We start from the raw sequence: 24,377 nt of genomic DNA, 5'->3' as shown, positions 1-24,377 counted from the left end.
CACCAAAGCCATGCGCCAGCTCGTCGGCCGCAATGTCGATATTCTCGGCTACGACGCCTGCCTGATGGGCATGATCGAAGTCGCTTATGAGACGAAAGGTTCTACGGATTACGTGGTGTTTTCCGAGGAAGCTGTGCCTGGAAAGGGCTTCCCTTACGATGTCTGGCTCGGCCTGCTGGCAGCGAATCCGGACATGTCGCCGTCCGACGCCGCGAAGAAGCTCACAGAAGCCTATGTAACCTCATACATCGGCAGCTACAGCAAGGCCACTTTCGCGGCAGTCGACCAGAGTAAGTTTGACTCTTTCATCCCGCTGTTCAACGATTTCACCGGGCTGATCCAGAATCAGTCTCTGAAAAGCATCTGCACAGACTCCGCTAAGAATTCCCAGTCCTTCCTTAAAACTGAATACAAGGATCTGTATGATTTCATCCGAGAGCTCAAGACAAGAATTAAGGACGGGCCAATCCTGGTCAAAGCAGATCAGGTGCTTTCCGCGCTCAAGGATGGAACTGCCCCACTGATCATCAGTTCAGGCAACACAGGCGGGCCTGTGGCAAAAGCCGAAGGACTTTCCATTTACATACCCGGCATAAACAAGAGCAGCAGGATCGAATACAGAACCCTGAAATTCGGCAGGGATACCAGATGGCCTGATTTCATCGAAAGTCTTAATCACAAAACCGTTCCGTCACCCGCATTCGACACCGCAGTAAAAATCAGGCAGCTGCTTGCCCTGGAAAAACAGCTTTCTGCCGAGAAAAATGCAGACAGAAGCACCAAACTCGGCTATGAGATCGAGCAGCTGATCGAGCTTGTGGAATCATGCGTAATCGGAGACATCAATTCCGGCAATCCGGAATCGGCCAGCCTCCTCAACAGCGATTCAGTAGCAATTAGAATCGTGCATGACGATATCAGGCAATACCTGAAAAATTCCCTGTACTCTAAAGCTCTACCTGCTTATGACAAGTCTCTGAGTATCCTGAATTAAGTTTCTTCCTGCTTCAAAGCCTCTCAGAGCGGAGGGTTTTTATTTTCGATTTTGTCTCCAATATGGTATGATTTTTTCATGAGTGCCAGAATCCTGATTTCAATTTTATTGCTGCTCCTGGTCCGACCCTGCGTTTCAACTTCCAACAGCCAGGTAGATATCGAAAAAATTTTCAGCAAATACAGGGACTCTAAAGACCCTAAAGTTCAAGCTAAAACTCTGCTCGCTGAAAAGAAATACTCCCAGGCCTATAAAAAACTCGCAGAGCATCTCAAAAAAAATCCGGCAGACTCAGAAGGTTATTTTTTGCTTGGCGTGACTCTGGAAAACCTGAATTACCGCGACAAGGCTGAAGTGGCTTATAAAAAGGCTTTTGATCTTAATGATCACTGCGCTGAAGCCTTGAACAATCTCGCCTGTATTTATCTGGATGACGGCAGGCTGCTGCCGCTTGCGCTTGATTATTGCGAACAGACAATCAAGCTCAGTCCAAACAACCTGAATTTTCAGGAAACCTATGCTTATGCCCTGTGTAAAAACAACCGGAGCAAGGAAGCCCTGACCCTGCTGCAGAATCTTCTTCCAAAGCTCCCCGGTTCAGCAAGCCTTTATTATCACCTGGGGCTTGTACTGCGCGAGTTCAAAGCATACGGGGAGTCCTCAAAAGCTCTGAAAAACGCCTGCCTGCTCGACCCTTCCTTCAAGCGGGCTCAGGAAGAGCTCACTGCAGTCAACACCCTGGCCGAAGCTGCCAAGAAAGCCACCCTGGAAGTAATGGAAACCAGAGAAGTCTTCGCTCAGAGAGAGTCACAAAAGCAGACAGAAACCAAGGTTCAGGAAAACGGAAGTTTCGCTTCCCGCCTTTCCTGGCGGGAAGGATCATTCCACGAGGATTTTGATAAAGGGCTCAGCTGTTTTCAGAAACAGGATTACGACAACGCCGAAAAAATATGGAAAATGGGTCTCTTCTGGTTTGAAGAAAACGGAGAAATTTCTCCCTACATCATGAAAGCAGTCAGATACATGAGTCTGATCCGCGAAACCAGGAAAGATTTTCAGGGCTACAGGACTCTATATACTATTTCCCAGCTGATGAATGCCTGTTACCAAAGCCGGCTCACAAAACTCTGTGAGGAAAAGGGTGATTACGAAAATGCTCTGTTCCGCCTTAAAACGCTTGGCGAACAACTCCCGCTTTCCATGAAAAAGCTCTACGAACACAAGGAAAAAATTTATAACCTTTATGAATATGCCCGGCTGCATGGTGAACAGATCTCTCTTCTTTCAGGAGGGAAATTCAGGGATTTCATCGAGGGGAGCTTCAGGGATTTCAATACTGACGCAGCTCCTGACAATTGTGAAACATTTCTCCGCTATTGCCGTTCAGGGGACTATGAACGTGCTTATAATCTTGGCAGAGACCTGATTCAGCTTTTCTCAAATGATTCGGCTTTTACGTTCGACTATGCGCTGGTACTTGCCTTCACAGACAGGCTGGAGGATTCATGGAACCTTTTAGCCGGCCATCCCGTGGATTTCTATAAAGACATCTATCCGGAACTGCTCGCCCTGCGGGCGCAGCTGATATTGTTCTAATGGATTATAAATAGCATTTCATACAATCGCGTGTTCGAGCCAAAAAGTTAATATGTTAGTAAGTTGGTAGGTTTGTATGTGGATAAATTCTCTTGTTTCCTTCCCAACCTACAAACATACTAACCTACTAACTTACCAACCTCTTGCATTGACTAATCGATAATAATTGAATTCGGTATGCAATCCTTTAATGGATCTTTTCTAAACCCTTGATGCGGAATTGAGGTACTTTATTAAGCTCACTTTTCTTTTCCACTCTTCCGACAGAAAAAAGGTCCCAGTTTTCCAATGATATCCCGGGTGTCTTTTCGCAGACTCCTGTAATCGAGACCTGGACAAAGCTTGTACCGCCCGGGATTTCCTTCTCAGGGCCGAATCTCTGCACCACCCGTTTGCGGTAGCCGGAAAAAGTTTCAGTTATTTTCCAGTCCGGGAAAATTCTCAACTTGTCCTGATCATAGAATTTGTAGCTGATTTCCATTGTGACCGGTGCCAGGGGATCAGCCCAGACTTCGAATCTGTAAATCAGACCTTCCTCAATGGTTCCTAAGGACGAACTGAGAGAAAATTCCCTGGCTGTGTTGGCGAGAAATTCTTTCTCCCGGGTGTCTCCCGTTTTCTGAAACTGCAGCCCCTGCGTGGAAAAATCCCTGGCATCACGGGCTAGAGGGGAAATCAAAGTTGTTTCTGCCGGACTGAGGGAACGTCCCTCTATATAACTGAGATAGATCGGTTTCTGAAGATTGTATTTTCCAGGATCGTCTTCGGTCTTGAAAATGAGCTCCTGCGCCCTTTGACTGGAAGGGGGGTGGGTCAGCAGAACTTCTTCCCAGGGTTCCTTGGCCGGACCCTCCAGTTTCATCAATTTTTCCATGAAGCTGACCATGGCATAACCATTGTAACCCGCCTTGGCTGCAAGAGCCACACCGCCTGTGTCGGCTTCATCCTCGTCGTCCCTTGAATAAGCAAGCATCCCAAATTGCCGGATGGCATCCAGCCCCTGCTTCGATTCACTGTTCTTGGTGCCAAGAAGCACCAATGTGCCGAGCGCAGAATCGCTCTTCATCATTTTCAGGGAATGCTTTTTGTCGACATGGGTCAGTTCATGAGCCAGGATCACAGCCAGTTCGTCATCAGACTCGATCCTGTCCAAAAGGCCGGTGAACACGACCACAAATCCACCCGGAAGAGACATGGCATTGACAGTTTTGTCGACCAGAATCGCCAGCTGGTACTCCACTTCTTTTTTTCGGGTCCGCTCCGCATGAGCTACCAGCTTCGCGAAAATCTGCTGTACCCAGGCTGTTCTCCGGGGATCCTGCAGCTTCTTGTAATGCTTGCAATATTGTTGAAAAACTCCGCTGCCGATCTTCTTTTCTTCTGCAGGCGACACGTTCCAGACCTGAGCTGTCTGAAGAAGGTATAGCGCCTTGATGAAGTCTTCCGGATTAGGCGCAGCTGAGGCAGGGTGAATCATTAGTATAAGTACAATCACGATAATAGTCTTTTTCATAACATCTGGATTATACATTTGAAATACGGGCGCTGGCAAGCAGCGGCCCTACAAATCATTGAAACGTGAATTCACGGGCCAGGATTATGGTCTTTAACGGCAGACGCCCAACCGTCTTCACGAGCTTCAGATTCGGCATTCCGCAGGAAGCAGCGTCACCCATTCCTGTTATTACTACTTCCAGGAGGCCATCCCCGTTGATATCGTTCACAAGCAGTTGTCCGTTATTATAACCGACTTCCCTGGGAAAATCGCTGCAGTTGTCGCCTGTTAGAGGCGAAAAGGCATTCAGTGATCCTGTCATGTCCTCTTTTTCCACGTGGTTGCTTGCGAACAGCACTTCCAGTCTGCCGTCATTGTTGATGTCAGCAGCTTCCAGCATCCCTGACAGCTCCTGAATATTCGTGACATATTTCGGGTAACCGCTGGCCTCAGTCTTCATGCCAAGCAGCAAATGCACCTGATCTTCCTTGTCCACGAACAGAAGATCAGTCTTGCCGTCTCCATCAAAGTCTTCATAGAGCAGATTGGATTTGAGCTTCAAGGATAATCTGGCGCAAACTTCAAAGTTCTTATCTGTTGAAACCTTCAGGATATTCACGCGCTGGCTGTTATCGATAACTTCATAAACCAGGGAAGGCTTCATGTCGTTGTTGGTGTCCCTGATGGACATCAGACCCATGCTTTTCCCTGTGGGCAACCCCTCTGGAATAAATTTTTTATCTTCCAGGTTGTTTTTAAAAATATGCAGAACACCATCGTCTCCCTTGACGATCGTCTCCTTCTGGCCGTCCTCGTCCCAGTCAAATGACATTACATTGGTGGACACCATTGATTCCACCAGAAGAAGTCCCTGTACTGAAGCCGTGTCCGTCAATTTGTAAACTTTACCCTGCGGAGTCCCGAACGCGAAATCCAGTTTCAGATCATTGTTGTAATCGCCTGTGGCGAGGTAAGAACCGTTGAGACATCCTGTATCGTATTCTCCGAGTTGTGCGCCTTTGGAGTCCAGAACATAAAACTTGCCCTTCATGCCGAGCAGGCCGATGCTCAAACTGCCGTTAGGATTGGTGATCACCTGGGGTGGTGCTCCGAATTCATCCTCAAGCTGCGCAGGCCAGTGTTCTACCTGGATTCCGCTCAGTGTCTTGGAGTCATATATCCACACCTTTCCACCCACAGTGCCAATGATAAGTTCCTTTTTGCCGTCCCCATTGATGTCGGCAACTGCCGGTTGTGAGAGGGACATGTCCATGCCCAGTGGAAGGGTGCTCTCCGCAAAAAGGCAGACACTGATGAAGAGAAGAAAAAATACTGATTTATTCATTTTTTCTCCAGTTGGATCGTTTTCACCAGGGAGGAAAGTTTGACCGAAACTCCGCTGGCGTTCATTCTGGCCACAACTGTAACGCTGTAAATATCGTAAAATCCTGAAATCGTGCCATATCCATTCCTGTAAGGCTGATGAAAGAAAAATTTATCCATGATTCTTCCATCGAGCGGAAGTTCCCTGGCAGGATGGATGTCCTCGATCGTGAAAGAACCGTTTTCAAATTCTTTTCTGACTTTGGGATGCGAGGGACCTGGAGACTGCACAGGCCATTTGCCGCTGTAGTATGACTCATTGAGCATTTCCACAGCATAATTTAAACCTGATTCGGCAAGATTCACTGCCTTCAGCTTTTCACCCTCCCTGAAAACCATGAACAGGTCCTGAGACGACATTTTCCAGTAGATTAAGGCAATGGCGGCAGCCAAAGCCAGCACCACTATCACCGCCAGACCCATCAACCCGCGTTTTGCCATCATTCCGTGTATTCTCCCCCTGGTTCGATCCTGACAAAACCGTCCAGAAAAGAAAAGGCAGTGGAAAAATCCTCGACTGTCTTGCCTTTTTTTTCCTTGCCGGTAAGTTTCAATCCCCGCTTCAGCGGAAAAAAGTGGAACTCAGTAAGATTTTCCCCCAGAGTGTAACTCTTGCTGCCTGATTTGCGAATCAATTTGCCGGTTTCCTGCTTGAAGGAATATTCCACTTTTTCTCTCCTGTCCAGGGCGCTGAGCGTTCCTAGAAACATCCTCATCACTTCATAACCATTCTGCGTGTTGGCGTCAGTGTCATAGAGAAGAATTTCTTCAGGAATCGGCTGGTCGGTTTCTTCTCCAGCCACAAAGAGATCACCGCTAGTATTAAGCCTGAGTGCAGGCGAAATTCTGATGCAGTCCAGATAGATCTGCTTTTCCAGGAACTGGATTTCCTGGCTGTATCGCATCATGTCATCGTTCTTCCCCCGGGTGTACATGAAATTTCTGAACACGCCAACTACTGATCCGAAGATAATGCTGACTATCGCAAAAGAGATCAAAACCTCGATCAGGGTAAAACCTCTCATAAGTCACCAATTTTCAGGAAATTACAGGAGGCGAAATTCAGGATGTAGTAAGTGACGCTCTGTTTGCGTTTCGTTCCTTCCACCCAGCTGAGTCTGATCACCACCTGATAGAGGTTAGTAAGATCGTAATCGCTGACCTTGATCTCTGCCTGGGGATTAAATTTCTGAAATTCACTCTTAAAGATATATCCGATGTCCTGGGATTTGAGAGGAACACCACTTTCCGATGCCTTTTTCACAACTTCGGGCTGTGCGCTTTTCAATAAAGCCAGAATTTCCTGGGAAGTCAGGTTTGCCTGCAAATACTGATATCCTGCATTGTTCATCCTGTAGGAGGTGATCCAGAGATCGATCAGAGGGATCAATCCAAGTCCTACCACCATCAGGATAATCAGAGCTTCGATATAAGTGAACCCTCGCTTTTCCCGCAAAAAAACACCTCGTCAGCAGCTTGTATATATTACTATACCTTGATTTTACAAAATTGTTAACTAAAAAAGGCTGGGAGTTTACACTCTCAGCCTTTTTTTATTAAATCATTTCAGGTTTAGTTTGGTGAGAAATTCGGCGGATGGGTGTTGTCCGGGGCCGGAGCTGTCGGATGGTAGGGCGGATACGGGTAAGCAGGAACCGGCGGACTGTAACTGGAAGTTGAATAGGAAGGATAGTTATAGTAGGGAGAAGGTGACGGCTCCACATACTGGTTATAATGATACGACCAGCTGGTAGATCCACCCGCTGTGGTGGGTAACGGATAGGGCACGAAAGACCCTGTGTCGTTGTAAACAATCCTGATGGCAAATATCTGGACCGGCATGTTCTGGATGTAAATGAATCCTGATGAGTGCATGCCTGGAAAATTGGCGTAGTCATAATCTTCTTCACCCCAGTGCGCACAATCCGGCAGAAAGAGATTGCCGAACAAATAAGTTCCAGGCCCTATGTTCTTTGCTCCGACCAGAGTGCTGGTGTCCCAATAGAGTGTACCTGTTGCATTGGCAGCCCCCCACCAGTAACCGCTGCGCCAGTCCACTTCGATGTAGCGGAGGATTCGGCTGGAATCCAGGGACAGATATACGGACCAGCCGGGATAATACCAGGTGGTGTTGTACAGGTCTACATAATCAAGATAGACGATCTTGCTGTTGAAAACCTCCACTGTAGACCCGCCGATCAGAATGTAAGAGTTGTAAATATAGGTATTGAGACCATCCCAGCGTTTGATGTCAGGCATGAAAACTGTGGTGTTGGGGTAGTTCGAACCAGCCCCGACCTGGAGAGTGGAGTAAGGTACACTGTTCAGATAAAGAGTGCCTGTGGCGGCAACTCCGTCAAAATTCCGCCAGTCCACCTCGATATAGCGCACAACGCGTCCGGCGTCCACATTGATAAAATAAGCGTCGCCAGGAAGATACAGGGGGGCGGCTGTCACGGACAGAGTTAGCAGCAGAAGCGAAAGCAGGATAGTTTTATTCATTGACCGCCTCCTTTAGAGTTTCCTGGGTACTATATGCGGCCCGCCGGTGGGCTGAGATCCGGCAGCAGGCACAGGATAGCTGCCTGGAATGGTCTGCGGGAACGGTCCGGGCGGCAGCTGCGGGAACGGATAGGGATTGAGCGAGACATTGTCTGCATAGATAACGCGTACCGCAAATATCTGGGCAGAACCGCCTGTAAGGGTAATGATCGCATTGCCTGCAATATAGTTATTGATATACCAGCGGTCAGTATCAGGGATAAACAGATTGGTATAAAGATAGTTTCCGGAATCCACTGAAAGCGAACCGTAATTGAATCCATTAGCCCAGAGAGTGCCGTAAGTATAGAAGCCGTTGTTGCGCCAGTCTACCTCAATATAGCGCACCAGTTTGGTCTTGTCGATCGGGATGGTCATGCTCCAGCCGTTGTAATACCATGGAGAAGAATACAGGTCAACAGGATCCCAATATAGAACTCTGCAGGCATACAGCTGGACTGTATCGTTCTGGATGTTGATATAGGCTGTATTGGCGAAAACATTGATGTTGGTCCAGACGTCGAGGTCAGGCACGATCTGGTTGCCGTAGACCATGCCGTTGCCCACGTCATAGCCGCCGTAGGACATGCCGTTGACATAGAGGTAACCCATGGCTTTGCCGCCCATGTCGTTCCATTCGACTTCGACATAACGGAGAAGCTTGGTGGGGGAAACGTAGAAGGCATAGTTCTGGTTCGGATACAGCCAGACCGGATTGGTTGTGACAGCCATTGACGGAATTGAAAATAGAATCAATAATAGGAGAATACTGAGCTTTGTCTTATTCATTTACTACCCCCACGTCAAAGGTTCCTCTTATATCTAATGCCTTATCTGTAATAATTATAACTCGAAAAGACGATTTTGACAACTTTGGCTCAACCATAGGGTTTTATTCGGGTCTATAAATTTATCCTTTCCTGAATAAATATTGCATGTTATTACCAGAAAACCTAATGGTTTGTAAACGATGTTTCGTGTAAGGGCAGGTTCTATGCAGGAAGTTGGTAAGTCAGTAGGTTTGTATGTTGGTATGTTTAGAAGAGGGTAAGTTGAGATTATGATAACTCGAGAAATTGTGACCTGTTATCCTTCTTAACAACTTAAGAACTTACAAACTTAAAAACTTCCTTCCTCTTTTTTTGGTCAGGCGGTTCTGAAAACAGCCGTTTTCAACTTGCAGATATTATATTTTTTCACTGTTTCCCGATATAATTTGCATGAGCCTGAATCAGGAAATTTTCGGGCGTCTTTATGCACACGAAAAGAGAGGGTTTTCACGATTCTTTTTATATTTTCACGGGAATTATTTAGTTTCGGAGGATAAATGAGCAGATTTCTGTCCCTTGTTTTGATTCTGATATTTATTTCTACAACCACTGTCTGGGCCTATCCTACGGTGTCCACCTATGATAATGCTACCCCGACAGATAATGACGGATTTTATCATGCAGGACAAAACATCCGCATCAAGCTGCTCACAACCGAAAAAGACACCTCAAATCCGCCTGTTCTTTATCAATATGGCACCTGCGAAGTATCTGATGGAAGTGGCGTAAAAAGAATGACTTATGTCGCACATATCGGATACAGTGAATTTTATTATGTCTGGAATACCACAAGCCTAGCTCAGGGAACATATACGATTGATTCATTATACAGTACCGATGAAATCCGCAATCAGTCAGTATCTCAATCCAGTGTAATCCTAGATAATACAAAACCCACCTGCACTGGTGTCACATCAGCTTCAGGAAGCGTGCATGCAAATGCTCCCTGGGGCAATGAAACAGTCACCTTCACGCTCAATTTCAGCGACACAGGCGGCTCAGGCCTTGATACAACCATTGCACCGACTGTTAAATTAGGTGGAGTAAGTGGCACAGTACTTACAGCCACCACTGGCTGGTCTGGCACATCCTGGACAGGCAGCTGCAGCACAGCCGGCTTGAATGGTTCCTGCCAGATAGTAGCCACCGGCGTGACTGATAGAGCAGGCAATGTGATGGATACATACAATGGGTCGTCATATTCTGTAAATACCGATCTTCCAACTGTAAGCGGCGTGGCTACTGTCCCGGCCCAGCCCACCACTTTTTACAACGGACAGAGCGTGACTTTCAATATCACCTTCAGCGAAGACATGAATCAGAGTGTAGCCTGTAGCGCTTCTTTCTGCGGAGTTGCATTGGCCGGATCCTGGCAGGACGCCACGCACTGGAGCGGAAGTGTGACTATTCCCTCTGGAAAAAGTGGTTCCCAGGCTCTCACTATCACCAATGCCCAGGATACGATGGGCAATGTGATGGCATCTGATGCCACCCACACTTTCAACGTGGATTCTGTCAAGCCAACAGTAACCGGTGTTGTTGCAACCCCGAATCCTCCTGGAGGAGCTGATGCCTCTCATCCTTTTACCCAATGCACAATCACACTGGCACTGACTTTTTCAAAAGATATGAATGGCAGTGTCGCTCCGACCGTCACACTGGACGGACATTCAGTGAGCGGAAGCTATTCGGATACCACACATTGGAGCGGCAATGTCACTGTCACAACCTTTGCCGTCTGGGGCGGACTGTCTGCGCGTACGCTCTCAATTTCAACCGCCAAAGACACTGTCGGCAACACAATGGATACAGATACGGCTCATTCATACTGGGTGGACGCCAGTATCGGAGATGCTGATCTGGACAGCGTGGAAACCTATGATTCTGCTACCCCTTCTGACTGCGACGAAAAATACCATGCAGGCCAGCAGATTGTGCTTTATCTGCATACTAAAAACGATACCACTGGCGGAAAGGCGACAGCAGAGGTAAGAGAAATAGCCCCATCGGCAGGATCGGCAATGGTTCAAACAGCCATGGTTGCAAGCGGACCATACGGCTCCAGCGAATACGGCTATACTACCACCTGGAACACTACAGGCAGGGAAAGCGGAACTTACAGAGTTTACTTTTACTATGGAAACGGTAAGAACACCACTATCGACATCACTCTTGACGCCACTGTCCCTTATTGCTCAGCCTTCCTCCTCAGAGCAAAAGACACAAATCACAATTCGCCATTCAGCGATGAAGTGCTCTGCCTGAAAATCTATTACAAAGACGACAATATCGGCGGATCTACTTACAGTGCAAGCCCGTACAACACCGGGATCGACACTTCTTCAGTGGTAGTAGCGAATCTTTCAGGTGTAGGCGCGATCACTGTTACCTACTTCGGAACAGGAACATACAATGACGGGATCAATAACTATACTTACAATATCTGGTCAGGAGAAATCACAGTCCCGCATGACGCATTTAACGGAACTTCCACGTTAACCGTAGGAGGAGTCAAAGATATAGCAGGAAATGCCAGGCCAAATGATACCACTACGCATGTGCTCGACACCTCTAATCCTACAGTGGCAAGCGTCACACCTCTTCCGGCAGCACCTTTCATCGGGGGAGCATCGGAATCTTTCACCATAGTTTTCAGCGATCCCAATGGGACAAAAATGAGTACAACTGCTGAAATGAAAGTATCGCTCGTATTCAGCAGCAGCCCTGAGATTTTAGTAAATCCGTCCAGCGGAGGCTGGCAGGCTGACAGTCTTACCTGGAAAGGGACAGCCGCATCAGCCATACCTGCAGGCTGGAACGGAGACTGCAAACTGCTGATCATCGGCGCACGCGACCAGGTCTGGCACTGGCTGGAAGGAAAAACTCTTTCCACAGACACATATGAAACCACTTTCGCAGTCGATACCAGTCAGCCTACAGTGGAAGTCTCGCCGACTCCTCCAGGTCCGCTGCATTTCGGGCTGACGACTTTTGAAGTCCGGTTCAGCGATACCATGGATATAGCGATTGTGCCTACAATTACACTGAACGGGCAAGCCCTGACCGCCAATCCGGGCTGGTCTGGAGATAAAAAGAAATGGAACGGTCAGATCACGATTGACGAAAGTTTCAATGGCACCAAGGAACTCTCGGTTTCCGGCGCTAAGGACACAGCAGGCAATCTGCAGACCCCTGATCCTGCGACTTTCCAATATTCCATTGACGCTACCCCTCCTACATTAGAAGTTGTTACAACTCCCTCACAGCCATATCATTCTCTTGGAGTAGATCTGCCTGCTGACGGGCCTTTCATTCTCAACCAGAAAGTCACCTTTGAAATAGTTTTCACTGAAATCATGAAAACCAGCGAAACCCTGACTGTGAAATTCGGCGGTAAAACCGTAGTTGCTGTCGGTGCAAACAAAGGCTGGACCACTTCCGAGACTTCCTGGATCGGAGTCTATACGATCGAAAGCTCGCTCGGCGACGGCACCAAAGAGCTGTCGATCTCAGGAGCTCACGACAAAAACGGGAACCCGTTGGAAACTGATCCGGACACATCACATAAGTATCCAGTGGATGTTACAAAACCAATAATCTCCAGCATCAAACCGACTTCTCCGGACTGGTTCCGTTCCGGTGAAATAGTGACTTTCGGTATCACTTTCACAGAAGCTATGACTACAGAAAGTACACTGACGCCACCGCTTCCTTTGACGCCTGAAGTATTTCTGCTTCAAATCAATCCCAAGGCGACCCTGGAAGTGAAAGACAACATCATCTGGAGCGACGACTGCAAAACCTGGACAGGAAGCGTTACGATCGACGGTACCATCTTTACTTCCGAAGCCACGCTTTCCCTGGAAGTGATGCTCGGTCACGACGCTGCAGGCAATACCATGGAAATCAATCTGTCCAAACTCTTTTACACAGATTTCAAATCTCCAACCCTGGAAATCGCTATGACAGGCGAGGATCTTATTTACAAAAATACGGACACCATGCATTTCTGGGCCAGCAGCGAAGCGCACCTGAGATCAGTGGAAGTCGCCAACTTCACTGTCAATTCCAATGGGCCGGACAGCAAGCAGACAGACACGATTGAGCTGGCCGAGAGCCCGCTTGGGATTTACAAGGGCACATTGACGATCCATTCGACCAATACAGCGACCACAGGCTCGCACGAAGTGCAGTTCTATGGTTTTGATACAGCTGAAAACCTGACAATGAAAACTCTGGAAGTCTATCTGGACAATATTGCTCCCATAGTAGCTCCCGACACCTGGGCTGTGTCAGTCACACCTTCCATTTCCGGCAACATTCTGACCCAGGAGACTGCAGTCTTCACCATCTATTTCTATGACTCTTCAGAAGCAGCAGATACAGTCGAATATGGAATGGATTACACAAGAGTGCCGACTGTGATGCTTGGAAGTTATACGCTTACCAACAAAGGCTATACTGCTGAAGTCATCAATGGCCATGTCTATGAAAAATATACGGGTGAGCTGAGCATAGTGCCTTCAATGCAGGGCAACCTGGCGTTGCAGATCTCCAGAGCCTATGACGTGGCAGGCAATGTGATGACTGCAGTCACCTCAGGTTACACTTATGAAGTGAACATTGGTGCTCCGACAGTCTCTACCTTCAAGATGTACCACAACGGCCGTCTGCTCAATAACTCGCTGGATTACATCGGAATCGGGAAACTGACTGCAGAAATAATCTTTTCTGATACCATGGAAACGAGTTTTACCCCTGAAATTTCCATTGACGACGGCCTCAGCGTGGTCCGGTTCTCAACATCCGAAGGAACATTTGTCACTACCGCCCGCTTGAACGACACTTACCGCTCCGGAACCGTTGAAACAACTGCTCCGGTCTACACGCTTGCAGCAGGCGCCGTGACAGTCGAGGTCGCCAATGCGTATGACAAAGCCTTGAACAAAATGGTGACTACAGACTACAAAGGTTTCATCTTCGACAACATCCGTCCCACCCTGGAGACAGTTGTCTATGACAAGAACAACAGGCTGATTTACCTCACTTTCAGCGAAAATATACGCAGCTCAGCCACACCGGCGTCCGTCAATCCCAACCTGCATCTTTTCTATGACACAAAGAATGTGGACATCTTTGCAGGTACTTCCACAAAATTCCAGGGTTATACCATCAGCAACCGGACCATGACTGTTACCTTGAAACAGGCTCTTGCAGACGCCACTTATGAAATCGTGGTGGGAGACACCACATCAGTATCTGTTACAGACATGGCCTGGAACACACTGGACACTTCAGACGTTTCCCTTTACAAGAAGGAAATCGACTTCAAGGCTCCTGTGCTCAGCAGCTTCGTGATCAAGGATTACTATGATCCTGCTAATCCGAGCTTGTGCCACAACATAGATTCTGTAAACTGGTTTTTAAAATACCATACCAACGACCTTGTGCACAGCAATGCAGACAGTGTGGAAGCGGACTTTGTGATCTATGAACCTGATCAGTTTGACACCACTTCGACCAGACTTTACTGGAAAGATGCGTTCGGAGAGTCCAATTCACTTTCCGCGTCCCTGATGTCATTTTCAGGCAATCAGGGGACGATTTCAGTGACTGTCAAAGCCGTGAATCTGGCTGCGGGTTGCGGTAATATCGGCAGATCCGGGATAGTAAAGTTCTGGGTCACAGGCAGCGACACCATTGGAAATCCCTTCTCATTCGGCAACAGTGAAACCAGCCCTGCAGCCACGGCTGAGGTGCGCTGGCTCCAGCCTGTCACTACCCTGGAAGCTGAAGTCAACCCGCGTATCGTTTACCCTGGACGCGATTTCCAGATGAAAGTGTCCTTAGCACCGAAATTCAACTTTTACGACTCAGGCATTGAAAAACTGATCATCAATAACCTGCCGTCCACCCCCAGCAATTTCAGCATGGATTACATAGACCAGGCAAGCGTTACACATCCGCTCACAATTTCAGTGGACCTGACTACTCCCACATCAGCAACCTTGTCGCTGTATGGCGGAAACAACCTGGATGCAGCAGACCTGGTCAAGACTCTGGAAGTATTCTTCACAGTCACTGCGAAGAGCGCTGTAGACGCGCCTGCAGGAGTTACTGTGGAAGTAAAGGCCGACAATGTCACTACTTCATCCTATTCTGGAGGTTATACTAATCCCAGCTGTGAAGTAAAGGCAGTCGCAGGTGAAATCGACGGCGTAGACAATGACGGTAACACCCCTATCTATATTTTCAGCAGGCTGAACATTCAGACCAGGAAACCGGCAGACTCGGCAGTGGCTGAAATCAACCCCTATCTCGTCTGGCCCAACCGGACTTCTGCAGAAGTCACTTATTACATCTATCCGACCATCAGCATCACCAACAATGCCTGGGTCAACAGGGCTGTAATCCTGCTGGACGGGCTTAAAATCAAGGGCACTAAGGAAATCAGAATCGGAGGAACACTGGTTGGAGGAAGCAGCTGGAGCGGCCTGAGCTGCACCTGGGAAACCAGCGCCTATAATTCCACTGCGGAATTGATTTTCTCGGATTCGGAACCTCTCAAGCTCTCGCAGACCATTGAGGCCACTTTCTATGTGGACAGCGGCCCTGAAAACCTGACTGGCAAGGCTCAGAAATCCTGGATCGACTTCTGCTATCCAGGCATGAATTATCCTCAGATCAACATGCAGACTGCGGTCGGCAACGCTGACTCCAATCCGAATAATGCCAACACGCAGACTCTCTATATCATGCAGTCTGCAGGCGGAGGCTCACTCGCACTCACTCCAACAGTGATGACTCCTGATCCCTACAGAGTCAATAAAATCGATCTCACGGCTACTGTAAGCCCGCTGATCCCTGCAGGCAGCCCGGGTATCAACTTCTTCCGCCTCTACTTCGTTTCCCCGCAGGACCCGGACTCATTCGAAGCATTCTCCCTGACCAGCGTCAAGGTCGCCAGCCAGACTGTTGGATTCAGTTACAACAGCGCTCAGTTCCCGGGTGCACATACCATAGAAATCACGCTGGACAACGCAGTCTCAGTCAGCCAGATGCCGGTTGAAATCGCCTTTAAAATGCTCGCCACCAGAGGTGAGGTCACAGGCGAGCTGGTCTGCGGCATCGCCAATTCCCAGAATATGGAATTCGTCCCTGCAGGCACAGTTGAGATCAAGTCCGGCTATCCGGCCAATTCCACTGCCATGACGACACTGGAAGTGCTGATGGACGGAGTCCCGACCGGAAAATTCAATGTATCCACCGACAGCGACGTAACTCTCAGGTATACCACGACTCTGGAAGTCGATGCTCTCAATACAGGAGTCGACAGATTACTCATGATCCTCCCTTCCAATAATAAACTGAGTTCTCCGGTCCTGAATCAGCTGATCGTTGATTCGTCCACTGTAGAAGTGCTGAGCGCTTCAGTCAGCGGTTCCACAATGGAAATCAGGCTTAAGAATGCCATCACCACCAGCACACTCAGGAAAGCCACAGTGGAAATCTATTTCAGCGGCCATACCACATCCACAGCCAACGATGTCCTGCCTTTCAACCTGTATGTAGACAATGTCCAGGCTTCCAGCCCTGTCCCCTGCGTTTATAACGGACTCTTTGTCCAGCAGCAGTTGAACACAAAACGCCTGGTAACCAACCTGGCTTATTCAGTCACACCAAATCTGGTAGCTCCGCTGGACGCCATTTCCTATCATCACTATCAGGTGCAGGTCGACGCCACCCTTACCGGAGGCAGCGATGCAGGTATTCAGAAGTTCAAGCTGTCTCTGCCCAATCATCTGAATCTTACGGTTGAGGCCATAGCGGTAAGCGGAATCGGGACAGACTCTGTGGCAATCATCAACAGCAAGGAAGTCACCCTCACTACACCTATCACGGACAGCCGTATCGTCACCATCAATTTCAAGGCTCAGCCTCCCAGAACCGGAGGAATTTCTGTGCTCGACTACCCGACGGGCCAGACTCTCTCTCTCTGGGTCGATAATCCTTCCATCATCTCTCCTAAACTCGTCACAAACATCCGTTCAGGAGGCAGCAGCAACATCGCTGTAGCGGGAGTAATCGCAGGCGGAACCCTGGAAATCAACAATCCATATAACACAGCCGCCCCTGCAAACATCACGGTCAACAGCAGGGAAATAGTGACCCTGACTTTCAAGCCCTCCATCCCTGTCACCCATGCCGGCATCAAGAGCTTCAAAATCTATACTTCCAATGCAACCATGGGAACTACCGAGATTACTATAGCAATCAATGGAGTCAACCTCAACACAATCTATTCCGGTACACCTGCAGCCGGTGAAGCTCTGGCATCCGCAAGCGGAAACACGCTGGAAATTACACTGGGCTCTGTTTACGGCTCAACTTACAGCGACCGCCTTTTCCAGGTCTGGTTCCCGATTACTGCACTGGCACAGGGCCAGTTCAATTTCGCAGCTGATGTTTACAACAGCGGGATCACCGGATCTCTGCCAGTCACAATCAGCGTGCCAGGCGACGTAGACCCGAATTATTCCAACAACAGCAACAGCCTGAAAGGCGTGAAATCAATCATTAAGCCCAACACTGCCTATGCCTGGATCACGCCGGGTTATGCCCTGACTACTCAAACGAAGACCTATACCTACTATATCAGTTTCGACGCAAATCCCGGCTCATCCTTTGCAGGCATCGATTCCGTGGAAATCACTATCCCGTCTCAGTTCACTTATCAGAGCAGTCCGGCACCGACTGTCGCGGTCTATAGAAACTCCCTGCATGACAATTACTATGACCCGGTCTCACCCCCGGTTTATAACTCTTCCAGCCATACCCTGAGCTTCAAAACAGGTGATTTCATGACCGGCGCTACTTTCGAAGTTCAAACAACCATCACCCTGGTCGCTCCTTCTCAGAAGTATGCAAGTCTCGACTTCCCATCCCAGATCAGGAACTCAGGAGACACGATTTCAGTGATCGCCCCGCAAGCCAAGGATTATAACGGTGACGGAACAACAGACCGGACTGTCAAGGTTTCGGCCAATGCGACAAGCGTAATGGCAGAGGTGACACCAAACACTGTCCCGCTTTCTGCGGATATCACCTTCAATCTGGCAATTCTACCCACGGTTCAGAGCAATGACAACGGACTCAACAAGATAATCGTCACTCCTGCCAGTACTTATCATTTCAAAGCCGCTTCCTCATCGGAAGTGATCTCCTATCTGAGCGTAGGCTCGACCCAGTACACCTATGTCACCAGTGAAGCGGCTCTTACCGGGCACACATACGTGGTCAACTACCAGAGCGGCCGGGGCAGCTTCGAAATCCTGCTGGGCGATACCCTTGAGAGCACATCAGCCTCAGTTGTCAGAATTATCTTCGCCATGAGCACGCCTTCCGCAATCGACGCTCCCTCAGGTACCGCACTGGGAGTCCTGCTGGATAATAAAAACTATCCGGCGTCTATCAGTGCAGCCTCTGGCGATGTGGTCAATTACATCTCCTCCAACAGCCTGAGAATCGTAGCCAATGTAACTCAGATCATTTCCGTAGATTCGATCGTGCAGGCCACCTATAGCAAGAAATGGAAGGTCCAGTTAAAAGTGCGCTTCAGTTCAGACATGGACACTTCTCAAACACCTTCGATCCTGTTCGCTTCATCGGCCCATTCCGGTACCAGATACCCGCTGACTCAGATCAGCTACAACGGAAATCTCTATGTGGGCGAAGGCACAATCAATTACAGCGACACCACATTCGGCGGCAGCATAGAAATCTATGGCAGCAATTGCAAGGATGTGTATGGCAATCTCAATAATCTGCAATTCACCTCCAACCTGCACCCAGGCTTTGCCATAGGTTACTTCTTCGCCCCTCTGGTCAACGACCAGCTGATGCTGGTCTGCCAGCCTTCAGAAACCCTTAAATCCGCTTCAATTCCGGAAATCTGGGTCACCCAGAACAACAAAGAATCGGTCAAGGTCACTCTTTCCCAGTTGACAGGATCTTATTACAAAGGAACGCTGAAAGTCAGCACCGAGGATTATTACCTTGGAGACGGCGTGATTGCAGCTTCAGGCATTGACCACGATGATCTCGCAGGCAGTACTGAGGTTTCGTTCACTGTCGTCAAGACCAGAGCGACCGGCGGAAGCCTGAGCTCCCCTGACCGCCTGGCAGGCCTGACCTATCCGGCAAGGGCTTTCAAGGATCAGACGCTCCTGTTCCTGCTTCCTCAGGGGGGAGTCTCCTCTGATCCCGCCAAACTTTCCGCTCCTTCCAGCACAGACGGCGAACTGGTATCAGTCAGTCCAACCTACCTGATCGGCAACGGACTGAAACCGGAACTGCCGCTCATCTTTTCGCTTAACCAGCAGCCTGTTGAGAAAGCTGGACTGTTCTACCTGGATCTCAATGGAAAATGGAAATGGCTGCATGAAAAAGTTTCCGGCAGCACAATCACCGCTGAAGTCGGATATCTGTCGTCTATCGGATATTTCCAGGACAATACTCCTCCGTCACTGTCGCAGGATGGTGAATTAAAGGAGTTCGTCACCGGACTTTCAGTGTTGAAATTCAAGATCTCTGACAACGGTGTCGGCATCGACCCGGGTTCCATCAGCCTGACGGCGGACAACCTGCCGCTGAAGCCTTCCTACAACTCTGAAACAGGCATCCTGACTCTCGACTCGGAAGGCATGACATTGAAGAGCGGAGATTACAGCCTGTCACTGAAAGTCAGAGACCTGTTCGGGAACGAGAGCGTTGTCAAAGCTCCACTGCGGGTCGCCGCAGGATTCACCCTGAGCAAAGTTTACATGGTACCCAATCCCGCGGGTGACGTCACGATGATTCACTACACACTCGGCGCAGCTGCTGATTCTGTAACCATCAAAATATACGATGCTTCAGGCAAAAGAGTAAAGACCTTCAGCGGAGACATCACCGCAGGTTCAAACTTCATGACCTGGGATCTGCGAAACAGCAGTGGAAGAAAAGTGTCCAACGGCACTTATCTGATCAAGCTTGAAGCTGTTTCTGGTGAACAGCGCCTTCAGGCGAGCGCTAAATTGGCAGTATTGCAATAATGGCTTCGCCAGTGAATAACAATTCAAAAGGGGTTTGTAAGTTTGTAAGAGGGTAAGTTTATAAGTTGGTAAGTTAGGAAGAAAGCTCCAAATCTTATAAACTTAAAAACTTATAAACCTATAAACCCCTTTACATTAAATAGGTATACTGTTGAAGATCATTCTTGTAACCGGCTCAGTCAATTCCGGCAAAAGCACATTCCTCTGGAACTGGTTCAATGGATTGACACAGGCTCAACAAGAAAGAATCGGTGGATTCGTCTGTCTTCCCCTTTTCGATTCAGGAAACAAAATTTATCAAGTCCACGAACTTTCGACAAGGGATACATACCCGCTGATGTCTGACGACAGATCTCAGCCTGGAACAATTCTCGACTGCCATTATCTGCTGGATGCTGCATTCGAAAGGATGAACCGGAGGATCAGAGAGGACCTTCGAAAATACGACACGCTGTTGATAGACGAACTGGGGCTGCTGGAACTGCAGGGCATGGGGCTGGCAGAAGAAATCACTGCTGCCCTGACACAGGATAAAACCCTGGTGATCGTGGTCAGAAAAAAAATTGTGGAATCTTCAAAAAAGAAATACTTCTCCGAAATCCCCCCGGGTTTCATCCATGAATTCCAGGTCGAAAAAGGGGGTACCCAAAAAGAGTTTTCTGATCTCGTTCTTTCAGATAATTCCTTCTCACTTTCAAATAAACCCTCAATCGTATAAAATACAGACATGTTTGAGCTGGTCAAAGATATAAAAATAAATGACATCATCGACATCTGTATCGTGTCGCTGGTTTTGTATAATTTTTTTATCCTGATCACGAACACCCGGGCCTTCCAGATTCTGGCTGGAATTTTCATCCTGCTGACCCCACTCGCCATTTCACCCTGGTTCCCCCTGCACACTATCGCCTGGCTTTTAAAAAACATCTTCCCGATCGGAATTGTTTCCCTGATCATCATCTTTCAACCTGAAATTCGTAAGACACTGGAAAAACTTGGCCGCACGCCAATAGTTGGCCAGAAATTCTTAGGTATCTACCCGGAATTTTCCAAGCTCGTGGATGAACTGGTGACCACCCTTAACATTTTAAGCAAACGCCAGATCGGAGCCATCATCCTGATTGAGCGCACCACAGGCCTTCAGGACATAATTGAAACGGGGTTGATACTGGATGCTAAGATTTCCAAGGAACTGCTTCTTACGATTTTTACACCGCCCTCTCTGCTGCATGACGGTGCGGTGATCATATCGCAGGGCACTGTAAGGGCCGCCAGCTGCTATCTTCCTCTCACCGACAGGTCGGATCTTAACATCAATCTCGGCACCAGGCACCGCGCAGCGCTCGGAATTACAGAAATCAGTGACGCGCTCTCCCTGATCGTTTCAGAGGAGACCGGAGAAATTTCCTATTGCCTGGGGGGAAAAATCTATAAAAACGTGAATCTGGACGTGATTTCCAGGTTAATGAAGCGCCTCTTCCAGTCCAAGAGTTGGTGGCAGGAATCAATGAAGCAGAAGAGGGTGAAAAAGCCGTGAAAAATCTTTTTCGGGAAAACATCGGACTTAAAATCGTATCCTTCCTGATCGCTTTTTTCCTCTGGGCTTATGTAGTGATCACCGAAAACCCGCTTGTCAATCGTGAAGTGAAAATTACTCTTCAAGCCACCAATTTTGATCAGAATATCTATTTCATGAACAGTCCCCTACCTGAAATCAAGATCAGATATCAGGCACGCAGAAGGCAAGTCCTCGAGGCAGAAATCGAGAAAAACGTCACAGCGCAGATCAATCTGAAAGGATTGAATGAAGGGGAATATGACCTCAAAATATCCGCCAATGTACCGGCCGGACTGGAAATCATCTCTTTCAACCCATCCAGCGTCCGGGTATCGCTCGGTAAACTGGAAATCAAAAACCTCTCTCCCACCCCACACATGACTCTTGGGAATCAGGAATTGTATCTGGAGAAAATGGAAATTAACCCCAAAACCATTGCAATCAAAGGAAAAAAGGACGTGCTGGAGCAGATCCACGATGCCGTCATCTTCATCGAAGCCCAGAGTCAGGGGAATTTCAACCTGCCGCTGAAAGTTTATCTCCTCGATAATGATAAAAACAAAATCGAGTCAGGCGTGATCGTCTCCCCTCCCATGCTGCAAGTTGTTTACACAGTAAAAACACTGCCTGAGAAGAAAGTCAGGGTAACCCCTGATTTCAAAGGTTCGCTCGCCCAGAATTTCCTGTTGAAAGAGACCATCCTGGAACCGGACACAGTCGCGATCAAAGCCATCCCGGAACTGTTAGACAAGATCAGCGAGGTCCGGACTGAACCGATTGATTTATCCAATGTCAGCCAAAGTCTGAAGATCAAGTCCAATCTGATTCCTCCAGACCAGAACATCACACTGCAACCCAAGGAGGCAATGGTCACCCTCAAGATTGTCCAGAAAATGACCCGTAAAACCATCACGGTCTTGCTGGTGGCAGAACCTGGCTATACGATCCAGCCTAAATGCACTGTGGAAGCGGAGATCGAGTGCGCTGATCTATCGAATCTTCAAGATCCGGTGACACTGGAAGTAACTGCAGACGCAGTGCCCGAGGGTTTGATCCAGAATTATTTTTCAGGGAAAAACTGCACTCTTCTGAAGCTCAGACCCGAAAAGATTTCAATTACAAAACAGGGGGAACCATGAATCTAGATAAACTTCTGGTAGAACTGAGCACTGCCCAGGATGATGAAATCCATTCCATCAAGAAGGATATCCTCACGGACCTGTCCGTTGAGAACGCCCACAAACTGCTTGCCGCCTCCCTGAGTGCGGATAAGAATCTGAAAATGAAGCTGTTGCGGATTGTGATGGAAATCCGTAACCTTCCGATTCAGAATACTCTGGTGGAGGTTTTCGGCAAGGAAAAAGACCCTGACGCAAAACTTCTGCTGACCGTGGCACTAGGCAGGTGCGGCAACCGGAAAATAATTTCCAGCCTGATCGAACTGATCAGGAGTGAAAATTATCTGATGCGCCTCAAAGCGGTACTGGCATTACAATTGATCGGAAGTCCAGCGCTGAAAGAACTTCTGATGATCATGTTCAAGTGCCTGGAAACGGATCATGTGTTCGCTGAACTGATCGCTGAAATAATCGTGCAGATTCCTGGTAAGACTTTGGCGGATCTGGATAAAATCACTACCATCAAGAATCCGCTGATTGCCAGGATCATAGGCAGCGTGGACGATCCGGAATCAGTCCAGTTCCTGGTGGGGTTTTTAGACGCCAAGAACCACGCTCTTTCGCGTGCTGTGCGGGATGCCCTGATCAGTCTGGGTCCTAAATACGCAGATTTACTCGGAGATTTTATCACACTCGGCAATCACGAATATAATTACTGGCTTCCTCAGGTACTGGTTAAATTCCTTGAAACAGGCAAAACAATTCTGCTTTCCAAGCTCAAGCAGGCTCCCCCTGATCTGCTCTGCAACATTCTGGATGTCCTGGAATACAAACCGGAACAGGAAATCAAGGATCTCTATCTGCAGAGCCTCACAAAAGGCAACCTGAAACTGAAGGAAATCGCTTCCCGTAAAATTCTGGACTCCAACGACTCCAGCCTGATCTTTGAGGCCAAGCGCCTTCTGTTCAGCCCGATCGATTCGAACACTAAATACTTCGCTCTCTTTATCGCCAACAAGGCAGAAATTGCTGACGATGTGATTGCAGAACATCTGAGGGGCAGCACAGCCGACAAACTGATGGCAACAATCATTAAAACTTCCCAGCCCAAGAAAGAGAATTTCACACTCTATATTGATATGCTCAAAGACGAGGATCCTTTCGTCAAGCAATCCGCTTTTAATATCCTGTGCAAAATGACCAGGGAATTCTTCGATCAGATCATGGAAGCATCTCTTTCCGGCAACCCTGAGATCCGTAAAAATTGCCTGGCCCTGATCAGCCGGATGGGCAAGGAATCAGTGCGCATCATATCCCATAAACTGGAACTTGGGAATCAGACCGAAAAATTTCAGGCTGCCTATCTTGTCGGTCAACTCTATTTATATGACCTGAAAGACAAACTGGAAAACCTCAGCAATGACGGCAATGACTGGGTGCGTAAATTTTCACGCTTATCGCTTGCCAAGCTGGCCGGACCGGATGAGATCGGGAAGCTGATCAAATCTCAGAATCAGGACTCCAACGAAGCAGGCATCTCCCTTCTGCAGGAAGATCCGGATCTGTATGCTCCGATCTTGTTCAAATGCTGGAACGATGTCAGGGACCCGCTCCGCGAAAGGGTAAAAAAAATCCTGATCGATCAAGGAAAAAAACGACCGGAAATTTTGAATAAATTCCTGGAAAGTACCAGGGTTGAATCTGCAGTCACCTTCCTCAAAACGATTCAGAAGCAGCTTGATCTGAACAAGTCTTTCAAATGAGCCGCA

At 48.3% G+C, this 24,377-nt stretch carries 14 protein-coding genes; 7 read left to right on the top strand and 7 right to left on the bottom strand.

Annotation, left to right across the window (positions count from 1 at the left end):
• Window positions 1-994: clostripain-related cysteine peptidase (locus tag PHW04_10100; GenBank protein MDD2716236.1), on the top strand; the 994-nt coding region annotated here is incomplete at its 5' end.
• Window positions 995-1,072: 78 nt separating this feature from the next.
• Complete coding sequence (locus PHW04_10095) at window positions 1,073-2,590, top strand: hypothetical protein (GenBank protein ID MDD2716235.1); 1,518 nt, start codon at window positions 1,073-1,075, stop codon at window positions 2,588-2,590.
• Window positions 2,591-2,777: 187 nt separating this feature from the next.
• Here PHW04_10095 and PHW04_10090 read toward each other — a convergent pair whose 3' ends face one another.
• The 7 genes from PHW04_10090 to PHW04_10060 form a co-directional block, all read right to left on the bottom strand.
• Entirely contained in the window at window positions 2,778-4,103 is a 1,326-nt protein-coding gene (locus PHW04_10090) for a M48 family metalloprotease (protein ID MDD2716234.1), read from the bottom strand.
• Window positions 4,104-4,158: 55 nt separating this feature from the next.
• Window positions 4,159-5,430 carry a VCBS repeat-containing protein gene (locus PHW04_10085; protein MDD2716233.1) on the bottom strand — a complete coding sequence of 424 codons (1,272 nt, stop codon included), beginning with the start codon at window positions 5,428-5,430 and terminating at the stop codon, window positions 4,159-4,161.
• Window positions 5,427-5,912, bottom strand: coding sequence for a hypothetical protein (locus PHW04_10080; GenBank protein MDD2716232.1), 486 nt, complete (start codon window positions 5,910-5,912; stop codon window positions 5,427-5,429). Before PHW04_10080 ends, PHW04_10085 begins: the two co-directional genes overlap by 4 nt.
• The gene (locus PHW04_10075) at window positions 5,909-6,493 is read right to left on the bottom strand and encodes a type II secretion system protein (GenBank protein ID MDD2716231.1); all 585 of its coding nucleotides are present in this window, start codon (window positions 6,491-6,493) and stop codon (window positions 5,909-5,911) included. Before PHW04_10075 ends, PHW04_10080 begins: the two co-directional genes overlap by 4 nt.
• Window positions 6,490-6,924, bottom strand: a complete 435-nt coding sequence (locus tag PHW04_10070) for a hypothetical protein (GenBank protein ID MDD2716230.1) — start codon at window positions 6,922-6,924, stop codon at window positions 6,490-6,492. The genes PHW04_10075 and PHW04_10070 overlap by 4 nt, the downstream gene beginning before the upstream one ends.
• A gap of 116 nt (window positions 6,925-7,040) precedes the next feature.
• A complete protein-coding gene (locus PHW04_10065; protein MDD2716229.1) occupies window positions 7,041-7,970 on the bottom strand; it encodes a hypothetical protein in 930 nt (309 codons plus the stop codon).
• A gap of 12 nt (window positions 7,971-7,982) precedes the next feature.
• A complete protein-coding gene (locus tag PHW04_10060) occupies window positions 7,983-8,798 on the bottom strand; it encodes a hypothetical protein (GenBank protein MDD2716228.1) in 816 nt (271 codons plus the stop codon).
• Window positions 8,799-9,336: 538 nt separating this feature from the next.
• On the opposite strand from PHW04_10060, the gene PHW04_10055 reads away from it, so the two are divergent.
• The 5 genes from PHW04_10055 to PHW04_10035 all read left to right on the top strand — a co-directional run bounded on the left by PHW04_10055 (window position 9,337) and on the right by PHW04_10035 (window position 24,371).
• Window positions 9,337-19,932, top strand: a complete 10,596-nt coding sequence (locus tag PHW04_10055; GenBank protein MDD2716227.1) for a FlgD immunoglobulin-like domain containing protein — start codon at window positions 9,337-9,339, stop codon at window positions 19,930-19,932.
• A gap of 151 nt (window positions 19,933-20,083) precedes the next feature.
• Window positions 20,084-20,650, top strand: coding sequence for a nucleoside-triphosphatase (locus PHW04_10050; protein ID MDD2716226.1), 567 nt, complete (start codon window positions 20,084-20,086; stop codon window positions 20,648-20,650).
• A gap of 9 nt (window positions 20,651-20,659) precedes the next feature.
• Window positions 20,660-21,469: a diadenylate cyclase CdaA gene (gene cdaA / locus PHW04_10045; protein MDD2716225.1), complete on the top strand. Its 810-nt coding sequence runs from the start codon at window positions 20,660-20,662 to the stop codon at window positions 21,467-21,469.
• Window positions 21,466-22,629 carry a CdaR family protein gene (locus tag PHW04_10040; GenBank protein ID MDD2716224.1) on the top strand — a complete coding sequence of 388 codons (1,164 nt, stop codon included), beginning with the start codon at window positions 21,466-21,468 and terminating at the stop codon, window positions 22,627-22,629. The genes cdaA and PHW04_10040 overlap by 4 nt, the downstream gene beginning before the upstream one ends.
• Window positions 22,626-24,371, top strand: a complete 1,746-nt coding sequence (locus PHW04_10035; protein MDD2716223.1) for a HEAT repeat domain-containing protein — start codon at window positions 22,626-22,628, stop codon at window positions 24,369-24,371. Before PHW04_10040 ends, PHW04_10035 begins: the two co-directional genes overlap by 4 nt.
• Window positions 24,372-24,377: the final 6 nt, after the last annotated feature.

Source organism: Candidatus Wallbacteria bacterium (genome assembly GCA_028687545.1).
Taxonomy (GTDB): Bacteria; Muiribacteriota; JAQTZZ01; order JAQTZZ01; family JAQTZZ01; genus JAQTZZ01.
Note: the sequence above shows the minus strand (reverse complement) of the source record. Positions and strands in the feature narration are given on the sequence as shown.